An 11,089-nucleotide genomic window follows, 5' to 3' on the forward strand; every position below is an offset into this window, starting at 1 on the left:
AAACTCCTTACGCGCTCAACAGTTGCTTCATGTCTTCTTCAACAGTGGTGATAGAACGCAGGCCGAATTTCTCGTTCAGTACCGCCAGCAGGTCTGGCGTCAGGAAGCCAGGTGCAGTCGGGCCGGTAACGATATTTTTCACGCCCAAAGAAAGCAGCGTCAGCAGAATAACAATCGCTTTTTGTTCGAACCAGGAGAGTACCAGCGACAACGGCAGATCGTTGACACCGCAGCCCAGTTTTTCTGCCAAAGTGACAGCCAGAATAATCGCTGAGTAAGCATCGTTACATTGACCAGCATCTACCAGACGCGGCAGACCTTCGATATCGCCAAACTCAAGTTTGTTAAAGCGATATTTACCGCAGGCGAGGGTCAGGATCAGGCAGTCATCTGGCACGCTGGTGGCGAAATCGGTGAAGTAGTGGCGCTCGCCGCGTGCGCCGTCACAGCCACCGAGCAGGAAGATATGACGCAGTTTTTCACGGCTCACCAGATCAATCAGCGTATCCGCCGCGCCAAGCAGCGTCTGACGACCAAAGCCCACGGTGATCAGGTGCGGAATTTCGCTGTACGGGAAGCCCGCCATTTGTTGTGCCTGGGCAATAACTGCTGAGAAATCATCACCATCCAGATGACGCACACCCGGCCAGCCAACGATGCTGCGGGTCCAGATACGATCGTCATAAGCCCCTACGGTTGGGTCGATGATGCAGTTCGAGGTCATCACGATAGGTCCAGGGAAGCGAGCGAACTCTACTTGCTGATTCTGCCAGCCGCTGCCGTAGTTACCGACCAGATGCTTGAATTTACGCAGCTCCGGGTAGCCGTGGGCAGGCAGCATTTCGCCGTGAGTGTAGACATTAACGCCCGTGCCTTCGGTCTGTTCCAGCAAGTTGTAGAGATCTTTGAGATCGTGACCGGAAATCAGAATGCATTTACCCGCCGTCGCTTTGACGTTGACCTGAGTTGGCGTCGGGTGACCGTATTTACCGGTTTCGCCTGCGTCCAGAATGCTCATCACTTTGAAGTTCATCTGGCCGATTTCCATGGAGCACTCGAGAAGTGCGTTCATATCGGCAGGCCAGGTACCCAGCCATGCCATGATTTTATGGTACTGGGCGTAAATATCGTTGTCATATTGACCGAGAACGTGCGCGTGTTCCATATAGGCGGCAGCACCTTTCAGGCCATACAGGCAGAGCAGACGCAGGCCGAGAATGTTTTCGCCAATCGCCGCTTTATCTTTATTGGGAGTAAATTCCGCCGCCTGACGTTGCAGCTCGCCGAGATCGTCACTCACCAGTTGCAGGTCAGCCATCGGGTTATCGACGTGGGCGTTGGCATCTACAGCCAGGCACTGTGCTTTCAGCGCCTCGCGCAGGGCAATTGCTTCACGAGCGTAGCCGACAATACGCGGAGAATCGAAGTTAACGTTAGTCAGGGTTGAGAAAAATGCGCGCGGCGCGAAGCTGTCTACATCGTGGTTGATGATGCCGTATTCACGTGCTTTTACCGCCCAGGCCGAAAGCCCTTGCAGCGCCGCAATGAGTAAATCCTGAAGGTCAGAGGTTTCCGCCGTTTTACCACACATCCCCTGCGCGTATGAGCAGCCGTTTCCTGCCGGAGTACGGATAGTTTGTTCACATTGCACACAAAACATGATCACACCTTTTAAAGTTATATTTAATATACATGTTTAAGGTTAAGACGCTTAACGCGGGGATAAAAGGGATTTTTCATGCAACTTTAAGGGAGATTGATTTAGCGCAATTTTGGCGGCAGGGATCTACCGCCAGAGAGGTATTACGCAGAGAAAAAGGCGATGAGGATCGGCACTAACAGGCTAAGAATAAAACCGTGAACAATCGCCGCCGGGACCATATCCAGTCCGCCAGTACGTTGAAGAACGGGCAGTGTGAAATCCATCGACGTCGCACCGCATAAGCCCAGTGCAGTAGAGCGGCTACGGCGAATCAGCCCAGGGATCAACATAATAGCAATCAGCTCACGGGCCAAATCATTAAAAAACGCCGCGCTCCCGATTACCGGACCAAAAGATTCGGTCAATAAAATACCGGAAAGAGAATACCAGCCGAAACCGGAAGCCATTGCCAGCGCGGTATTGATGGGAAGATCAAGAATAAAGGCGTTAATTAAACCACCAATTAAAGAACTGGCCACCACCACCACAGCGACAATCATTCCCCGGCGATTAAGGACAATCTGCTTTAAGGTCATGCCATTATTACGCAACTGAATACCGACGAGGAAAAGTAGCAGAATTAACGTGTATTCGCTGGCTTCCGTAGCGTGTTGTAAGAAACCTAATCCGCTAAGGCCAATAGCAAAGCCAATCACCACCACACCGCAGAGCTTGAGGGACTCCAGCGCCATCGCAATACGTGACGGGAGTTTTTCTTGCTGATGGTGGTTGCGCCACGGTAGGCCTCGCTCCAGCCACATCAGGGCGGCAATATTACACAGTAAAATAACGGTAATACTGACGGCGGAATAATGCAGAATCGCCAACAGGTTACTGGCGAGGTTATCGAGAAACGCCAGACTGATACCCATAAAAAAGAGAATAAGGTAAACCATCCAGCTTAATAGCTGATTAATAACCTTTAATGCAGCTTTTTGGCGAAGCGGAATGAGGTAACCCACAATCAGGGGAACCAGAATGATTAACAGCCCAGAAAACATGAAAAACCAGTCCTTGCAAAGAAATAAGTCGAAATGCGCGATGACACACTACTGAAAGCGGAAGGACGAGTAAAGTTGCAATTAAAAGGAAATGTTATGCATAAGGATCGGTAGGGTATTCATTTTCATTTAAAGATGTTCTTGCGCTTTAATTACAAACCGCACCGGTGTTGGTGGCGTCAAAATCGCCGAGGCGTTCCCTGAAGGCCGGGGCAGCCCACATGGATGTGGGCTGAGGGCGCGTTTTACCGGGATGTTACCTCGCGCCCGACCCGGTAGCCGCAAGGGATAAGTCGAGGGCACCGCGCAGCGGCGATTTTGTTCGCCAGAGCCCGGGGGTGCAGGGGGCGGCGGCGATTGGCCGCCCCCTGCGCGCTCCCTGCGCCAGTGACTATATGTGGCTTAACACATCAAGGAGCGCAACAGGAAGATGAATCTATATATTTAAAAAAGGCCTGACATTGCGCCAGGCCTTCTGCGTTAATTAATTACGCTTTTCCAGCAGAGTCCGGTAAATCAGACCACCGATAATACCGCCGATAATTGGCACTACCCAGAAGAACCACAGTTGTTCTAACGCCCAGCCGCCCTGGAAGATGGCAACCGCAGTACTGCGCGCCGGGTTAACGGAAGTGTTAGTCACCGGAATACTGATTAAGTGAATCAGCGTTAATGCCAGACCAATGGCAATTGGTGCAAAACCCGCCGGAGCGAATTTGTCGGTTGCGCCGTGGATCACCAGCAAGAAACCTGCACTCAATACCAGTTCAACCACCAGCGCGGAAAGCATGGAATAACCGCCTGGTGAATGCTCGCCATAACCGTTAGAAGCAAAACCGCTGGCTGCCGCGTCAAATCCCGTTTTACCACTGGCAATTAAATACAGCAGCGCCGCTGCAACAATACCGCCGACAACCTGGGCAATTACGTAGCCAACGACTTCTTTTGCCGGAAAACGTCCGCCAGCCCATAAGCCAATAGTGACCGCCGGGTTAAAATGACCACCAGAAATATGACCAACAGCGAAGGCCATCGTCAGAACGGTTAAACCGAATGCCAGCGCTACGCCGGTAAAACCAATGCCTAATTCCGGGAAGCCTGCGGCCAGTACGGCACTACCACAGCCACCAAAAACAAGCCAGAAAGTACCAAAACATTCAGCTGCTAATTTTCTGAACATATCCACCTCAATTAAAAATTGACCCTGTGAAAAATATGGTCGTTTTATAGGGTCGTCGTAAAAAAGTGACGACGGAAATAATGCGCGGCTATTTTAAAAACGAAGGCGAGTCATTCACCAGATAAATAAATCCAGTAAATTTGATTTAGGGCAACAGCGGGTTGCCCCATATAGTCATTTGTCTGATTGACAGTGTAGTGCAAGCAAAAGATTTAATCCTTTAGGCGTAATAAAAAATAATTTATCATGCTAATTATTTGATTTTGTTGTTTTTGCAGACTTATCAGCAAGAGGGAGTATAACGCGATTATTCGCTCATTTTTCAGACATTTGCCATGCTTAAATGTGATGTCATCACGTATTAGCAAGGCCTTTCCCGTTATACTGCCAGCGTAAAGGATAAGTCACATATTTCTGGAGGGGATATGATTCTTGAGCGCGTTGAAATTGTGGGTTTTCGCGGTATCAACCGTTTGTCGTTGATGCTGGAACAAAACAACGTCCTGATTGGGGAGAACGCGTGGGGTAAATCCAGCTTGCTGGACGCCTTAACTCTGCTGCTATCGCCAGAATCAGATCTCTACCATTTTGAGCGCGACGATTTCTGGTTCCCGCCGGGAGATATCAACGGGCGAGAACATCATCTGCATATTATTTTGACCTTCCGCGAATCTCTGCCAGGCCGACATCGGGTTCGCCGCTATCGGCCGCTGGAAGCGTGCTGGACGCCATGCACCGATGGCTATCACCGTATTTTTTATCGTCTGGAAGGGGAGAGTGCGGAAGACGGCAGCGTGATGACACTCCGCAGTTTTCTCGATAAAGACGGACATCCGATTGATGTCGAGGATATTAACGATCAGGCACGCCATCTGGTGCGTTTAATGCCGGTGCTGCGCTTGCGTGATGCCCGCTTTATGCGCCGTATTCGTAACGGCACGGTGCCAAATGTCCCTAATGTGGAAGTCACCGCGCGCCAGCTCGATTTCCTCGCCCGTGAGTTATCCTCACATCCGCAAAATCTCTCTGATGGGCAGATTCGTCAGGGACTTTCCGCAATGGTGCAACTGCTTGAGCATTATTTCTCTGAGCAGGGGGCCGGACAGGCGCGATATCGTTTAATGCGGCGGCGAGCCAGCAATGAGCAACGAAGCTGGCGCTATCTGGATATCATCAACCGGATGATTGACCGGCCTGGAGGGCGCTCGTATCGGGTTATTTTGCTCGGCCTGTTTGCTACTTTATTGCAGGCAAAAGGCACATTGCGGCTCGATAAAGACGCACGTCCATTATTGCTGATTGAAGATCCAGAAACGCGTTTACACCCTATTATGCTTTCAGTTGCCTGGCATCTGTTGAATCTTCTGCCATTGCAGCGCATTGCCACCACCAACTCGGGTGAGTTGCTTTCGTTAACGCCGGTAGAGCATGTTTGCCGACTGGTACGTGAGTCCTCTCGCGTTGCCGCCTGGCGTCTGGGGCCGAGTGGCTTGAGTACCGAAGATAGCCGACGCATCTCTTTCCACATTCGTTTTAATCGTCCGTCATCGCTGTTTGCTCGCTGCTGGCTGCTGGTGGAAGGCGAAACGGAAACCTGGGTTATCAATGAACTGGCGCGTCAGTGTGGACATCATTTTGATGCCGAAGGGATCAAGGTCATTGAGTTTGCCCAGTCCGGGCTAAAGCCACTGGTTAAATTCGCCCGTCGAATGGGGATTGAATGGCATGTGCTGGTCGATGGCGATGAAGCCGGGAAGAAGTATGCCGCTACGGTACGCAGCCTGTTGAATAACGATCGGGAAGCCGAACGAGAACATTTAACGGCGTTACCGGCGCTGGATATGGAACATTTTATGTATCGCCAGGGATTTTCCGATGTGTTCCACCGCGTGGCGCAGATCCCGGAAAATGTGCCGATGAATCTGCGTAAAATTATCTCGAAAGCGATCCATCGCTCTTCCAAACCCGATCTTGCCATTGAAGTGGCAATGGAGGCCGGCCGTCGTGGTGTGGACTCCGTACCGACGCTGCTGAAAAAAATGTTCTCACGCGTGCTGTGGCTGGCGCGCGGTCGCGCGGATTAACCGCGAAACATCGTGGCCATTTGTGGCTGAATAGCGTCGAGCATCTCATAGCGCCGACGGTATTCAGCCCGTTTTTTACTGGCGATTTCGGCAATCTCTTTTCGTGCTATCTGTGCCGGAAGGCGGTAATGGCGTTCAGCATCACATACGCCGCCAACCGACTCCCAGAAAGCGTTGTAATCTGCATGGATCTTGCCTTCTTTATCGCGATAACGCAGGCTGCGGTAAATATGCGTTTCATTGCTGACGGCAATGATCTGCTCTACCTGCAAACGTTGGGCAAACAGACAGGCCGCTTCCATCACGAGACGTTTGGGAAATAGCCCGTGGCAGGCTTTCGTCGCATTCTGGATTTCCTGATGTGGAATTTCCCATTTCGCACCTTGCAGCCCGCCAATAAACATTGTTCTTTTCCCCTGGTATTCACACAGAGTAAAGGTGATCTCTGCCAGAGGAATACCTTCGCAGTTGCGGAACAGGATTGTGCTGTCACCTTCTTTATCCATTGAGATCATCATGGTCAGCTCAAGCGTGAACTGCTCGCCGTTTTTGCCTTCCAGCTTCGCCAGTTGCAGCCCGGGAGTATTCAAATATAAGCTGAATTCTTCTGCCGACATGCAGGCACGGAGCAATGCATAATGGTAACGTAACGCCTCCAGCAATTGCTTGCGGCTAAGATTCGCCGCAAGGTAAGGGCGATGCAGACGCACAGGCAGTCGCGGCTGGCGCGTTAACAACACATGGAGATTAGGCCAGTGGGAAAGTTCGTTCATCCACTCAACGCTTAAACGCGGCATAATCAACGAGCGCAGCAAAAATTTCTGGCGAAAACTACGGCGATGCCAAAATTTACCCGGCCGACACTGTCCACGTGCCAGACTAAGAAAAAGTGACAGGCTGCTGAGAGAGTCAGATGGCGTAAAGGTCCGTTCAGTTAGCTGCGACATATTCATGAAATCAATGGTTATACATAACGTCGATTTCACCATGGCGTATCTTAACCAAACATCAATAGTGTGATTACTAACGTAAATTTTAGGGTTTTGTTGATATTTCGTTGAAGTTAATGACCCGGATTGGCATATGGAGTATTCAGAATATTTATGAAAAAGCGGAAAACCGTGAAGAAGCGTTACGTTATTGCGCTGGTGATAGTCATTGCCGGGCTGATTACGTTATGGAGAATTCTTAACGCACCCGTGCCGACTTATCAGACGCTGATTGTGCGTCCAGGCGATTTACAGCAAAGCGTGCTGGCGACCGGAAAGCTGGACGCGCTGCGTAAGGTTGACGTGGGTGCACAGGTCAGCGGTCAGTTGAAAACGCTGTCGGTGGCGATTGGCGATAAAGTAAAAAAAGACCAACTTTTAGGTGTTATTGATCCTGAACAGGCTGAAAACCAGATCAAGGAGGTGGAAGCAACGTTGATGGAGTTGCGCGCGCAGCGTCAGCAGGCGGAAGCGGAACTGAAACTGGCACGGGTGACGTATTCACGTCAGCAACGTCTGGCCCAAACGCAGGCTGTTTCACAACAGGATCTCGACACCGCCGCGACGGAGATGGCTGTGAAACAGGCACAAATTGGCACCATTGACGCGCAAATAAAGCGCAATCAGGCCTCTCTCGATACGGCTAAAACCAATCTCGATTACACCCGCATCGTTGCCCCGATGGCTGGGGAAGTCACGCAAATCACCACTCTGCAAGGTCAGACGGTGATTGCCGCACAACAAGCACCGAACATTTTGACGCTGGCAGATATGAGTACCATGCTGGTAAAAGCGCAGGTTTCTGAAGCGGATGTAATTCACCTGAAGCCGGGGCAAAAAACCTGGTTTACAGTGCTTGGCGATCCGCTGACGCGCTACGAGGGGCAAATCAAGGATGTGCTACCGACGCCGGAAAAGGTTAATGACGCTATTTTCTATTACGCCCGTTTTGAAGTTCCAAACCCCAATGGTTTGCTGCGGCTGGATATGACCGCGCAAGTGCATATTCAGCTCACCGATGTGAAAAATGTGCTGACGATCCCTCTGTCGGCGTTAGGCGATCCGGTTGGCGATAATCGTTATAAAGTCAAATTGTTGCGTAATGGTGAAACACGCGAGCGTGAAGTGACGATTGGCGCACGCAACGATACCGATGTTGAGATTGTCAAAGGGCTGGAAGCGGGCGATGAAGTGGTGATTGGTGAGGCCAAACCAGGAGCTGCACAATGACGCCCTTGCTCGAATTAAAGGATATTCGTCGCAGCTATCCTGCCGGTGATGAGCAAGTTGAGGTGCTGAAGGGCATCACCCTCGATATTTATGCTGGTGAGATGGTGGCGATTGTCGGCGCTTCGGGTTCCGGTAAATCGACCCTGATGAATATTCTCGGCTGCCTGGATAAGGCCACCAGCGGCACCTATCGCGTCGCCGGTCAGGATGTTGCCATGCTGGACGCCGATGCGCTGGCGCAACTGCGTCGCGAACACTTCGGCTTTATTTTCCAGCGTTACCATTTGCTTTCACATTTAACCGCCGAGCAGAACGTTGAAGTACCCGCCGTCTATGCCGGTCTTGAGCGGAAACAGCGGTTGCTTCGCGCCCAGGAGTTACTGCAACGACTGGGACTGGAAGACCGTACAGAGTATTACCCGGCACAGCTTTCGGGTGGTCAGCAACAGCGCGTCAGCATCGCGCGGGCATTGATGAACGGCGGTCAGGTAATTCTTGCCGATGAACCAACCGGCGCACTGGACAGTCATTCTGGCGAAGAGGTGATGGCGATCCTGCATCAGCTGCGCGATCGCGGGCATACGGTGATTATCGTTACCCACGATCCGCAGGTCGCTGCTCAGGCCGAGCGGGTGATCGAAATTCGCGACGGCGAAATTGTGCGCAATCCTCCCGCCATTGAAAAAGTGAATGTTGCTGGCGGGACGGAGCCTGTTATCAACACGGCGTCTGGCTGGCGGCAGTTTGTCAGCGGTTTTAACGAGGCGCTGACGATGGCGTGGCGGGCGCTGGCAGCGAATAAAATGCGTACTTTACTGACCATGCTGGGGATTATTATCGGTATTGCGTCGGTGGTTTCCATTGTCGTGGTCGGCGACGCCGCCAAACAAATGGTGCTGGCGGATATTCGTTCTATTGGTACGAATACTATTGATGTCTATCCCGGGAAAGATTTTGGCGATGACGATCCGCAATATCAGCAGGCGCTGAAGTACGACGACTTAATCGCCATCCAAAAACAACCGTGGGTCGCCTCAGCCACACCTGCCGTCTCGCAAAACCTGCGCCTGCGTTATAACAATGTCGATGTGGCTGCCAGTGCCAATGGCGTGAGCGGCGATTATTTTAATGTCTATGGCATGACCTTCAGTGAAGGGAACACCTTTAATCAGGAACAGCTGAATGGCCGTGCGCAAGTCGTGGTTCTCGACAGTAATACTCGCCGTCAGCTTTTCCCCCATAAAGCAAATGTGGTTGGCGAGGTTATCTTGGTTGGTAATATGCCAGCGAGAGTCATCGGCGTGGCAGAGGAAAAACAGTCGATGTTTGGCAGTAGTAAAGTGCTGCGCGTGTGGTTACCTTACAGCACGATGTCCGGGAGAGTTATGGGCCAGTCGTGGCTGAACTCTATTACTGTCAGGGTGAAAGAGGGCTTTGACAGCGCCGAGGCGGAACAGCAACTCACGCGTTTACTTTCACTGCGCCACGGTAAGAAGGATTTCTTTACCTGGAACATGGACGGCGTCTTGAAAACCGTTGAAAAGACCACACGTACTTTACAACTGTTTCTGACGCTGGTGGCGGTGATTTCGCTGGTGGTGGGCGGTATTGGTGTAATGAATATTATGCTGGTATCAGTGACCGAGCGGACGCGGGAAATTGGCATTCGCATGGCTGTAGGTGCGCGAGCAAGCGATGTTTTGCAACAGTTTCTGATCGAAGCCGTACTGGTTTGCCTGGTCGGTGGCGCGTTGGGAATAACACTGTCACTGTTAATTGCTTTCACCTTGCAGCTTTTCTTACCCGGCTGGGAGATTGGTTTTTCACCGTTGGCGCTGCTGCTGGCGTTTCTCTGCTCGACGGTCACCGGGATTTTATTTGGCTGGTTACCCGCACGAAATGCGGCACGACTGGATCCAGTAGATGCTCTGGCACGAGAGTAATTTTTGAGATAAAAATGCCAGCCGATCGGGCTGGCATTTTGCCTGTAGGATGTACACAATGAGACAGAAGAGCTATGCGACTGCCGCTTCTACTTCGACGGGCACAATAACACTGGCGTGATTGCCTTTTGGCCCCTGGTGGACATCAAACTGAACGGATTGTCCAGCTTTTAGCGTTCTGTAACCATCCATCTGAATGGTGGAATAATGAGCGAAAATATCTTCGCCGCCGCCTTCAGGGCAGATGAAACCAAACCCTTTGGCATTGTTGAACCACTTAACAGTACCCTTTTCCATGCTTCGACATCCTTCGCAAATCTTATACAAGTAAGATGGAATAAACCGGGGTCAGAGAGGGGGCTGTTCAAAACCTCGCCAACTCTAGAAATACAATTTAGAGAATTAGGGCGAGCCGTCAAGCATTTGACAGGGGCCAGGGGGCAGGTATGAATCAAAAATTTGAAGCAGTTAACGCTATTGACAGGAATGTGACAGATGTCGCTGATGCCAACGATAGATGATAGTTATCTATCATGTGGAGTAGATTGGTCAGGCAAATAAGCTCTTGTCAGCGGCAGGGCGTTCTGCCGATAACCGTAACCGAAGATGATAACTGACAATGGGTAAAACGAACGACTGGCTGGACTTTGATCAACTGGCGGAAGAAAAAGTTCGCGACGCGCTAAAACCGCCATCTATGTATAAAGTGATATTAGTCAATGATGATTACACTCCGATGGAGTTTGTTATTGACGTGTTACAAAAATTCTTTTCTTATGATGTAGAACGTGCAACGCAATTGATGCTCGCTGTTCACTACCAGGGGAAGGCCATTTGCGGAGTCTTTACCGCCGAGGTTGCAGAAACCAAAGTGGCGATGGTGAACAAGTACGCGAGGGAGAATGAGCATCCATTGCTGTGTACGCTAGAAAAAGCCTGAATGCAGGCATAAAAATTGGG

10 protein-coding genes are annotated in these 11,089 nt (G+C 51.0%); 5 read left to right on the forward strand and 5 right to left on the reverse strand.

Going from position 1 to position 11,089, the window contains the following annotated elements:
• Window positions 1–7 precede the first annotated feature (7 nt).
• From hcp to aqpZ, 3 genes are all read right to left on the reverse strand, one after another.
• The gene (hcp, locus tag QUE74_RS05140; RefSeq protein ID WP_000458799.1) at window positions 8–1,660 is read right to left on the reverse strand and encodes a hydroxylamine reductase; all 1,653 of its coding nucleotides are present in this window, start codon (window positions 1,658–1,660) and stop codon (window positions 8–10) included.
• 143 nt (window positions 1,661–1,803) lie between these two features.
• Window positions 1,804–2,703 carry an L-lysine exporter LysO gene (lysO, locus tag QUE74_RS05145; protein ID WP_000491128.1) on the reverse strand — a complete coding sequence of 300 codons (900 nt, stop codon included), beginning with the start codon at window positions 2,701–2,703 and terminating at the stop codon, window positions 1,804–1,806.
• Window positions 2,704–3,187: 484 nt separating this feature from the next.
• Window positions 3,188–3,883 carry an aquaporin Z gene (gene aqpZ, locus QUE74_RS05150; RefSeq protein WP_001354877.1) on the reverse strand — a complete coding sequence of 232 codons (696 nt, stop codon included), beginning with the start codon at window positions 3,881–3,883 and terminating at the stop codon, window positions 3,188–3,190.
• A 425-nt stretch (window positions 3,884–4,308) separates the two neighbouring features.
• Here aqpZ and QUE74_RS05155 point away from each other — a divergent pair, with 425 nt between their 5' ends.
• Window positions 4,309–5,967, forward strand: a complete 1,659-nt coding sequence (locus QUE74_RS05155) for an ATP-dependent endonuclease (protein ID WP_000599806.1) — start codon at window positions 4,309–4,311, stop codon at window positions 5,965–5,967.
• Here the strand turns inward: QUE74_RS05155 and QUE74_RS05160 are convergent.
• The gene (locus QUE74_RS05160; protein WP_135276019.1) at window positions 5,964–6,920 is read right to left on the reverse strand and encodes a VirK/YbjX family protein; all 957 of its coding nucleotides are present in this window, start codon (window positions 6,918–6,920) and stop codon (window positions 5,964–5,966) included. The genes QUE74_RS05155 and QUE74_RS05160 overlap by 4 nt on opposite strands.
• A 150-nt stretch (window positions 6,921–7,070) precedes the next feature.
• On the opposite strand from QUE74_RS05160, the gene macA reads away from it, so the two are divergent.
• On the forward strand, window positions 7,071–8,186 hold the full coding sequence (gene macA / locus QUE74_RS05165; protein WP_000746466.1) for a macrolide transporter subunit MacA: 1,116 nt from the start codon (window positions 7,071–7,073) through the stop codon (window positions 8,184–8,186).
• A complete protein-coding gene (gene macB / locus QUE74_RS05170) occupies window positions 8,183–10,129 on the forward strand; it encodes a macrolide ABC transporter ATP-binding protein/permease MacB (RefSeq protein WP_000188165.1) in 1,947 nt (648 codons plus the stop codon). Before macA ends, macB begins: the two co-directional genes overlap by 4 nt.
• A gap of 72 nt (window positions 10,130–10,201) precedes the next feature.
• On the opposite strand, the gene cspD is transcribed toward macB, so the two are convergent.
• Window positions 10,202–10,426 (reverse strand): cold shock-like protein CspD, encoded by a 225-nt coding sequence (gene cspD / locus QUE74_RS05175; RefSeq protein ID WP_000410785.1) that lies wholly within the window; start codon window positions 10,424–10,426, stop codon window positions 10,202–10,204.
• A gap of 149 nt (window positions 10,427–10,575) precedes the next feature.
• Here cspD and yljB point away from each other — a divergent pair, with 149 nt between their 5' ends.
• Window positions 10,576–10,650 carry a protein YljB gene (gene yljB, locus QUE74_RS05180; protein WP_001406719.1) on the forward strand — a complete coding sequence of 25 codons (75 nt, stop codon included), beginning with the start codon at window positions 10,576–10,578 and terminating at the stop codon, window positions 10,648–10,650.
• Window positions 10,651–10,748: 98 nt separating this feature from the next.
• Window positions 10,749–11,069 (forward strand): ATP-dependent Clp protease adapter ClpS, encoded by a 321-nt coding sequence (gene clpS, locus QUE74_RS05185; protein ID WP_000520781.1) that lies wholly within the window; start codon window positions 10,749–10,751, stop codon window positions 11,067–11,069.
• Window positions 11,070–11,089: the final 20 nt, after the last annotated feature.

The sequence above is a fragment of the Escherichia sp. 10290 genome (genome assembly GCF_030295155.1).
Classification (GTDB): Bacteria; Pseudomonadota; Gammaproteobacteria; order Enterobacterales; family Enterobacteriaceae; genus Escherichia; species Escherichia coli_F.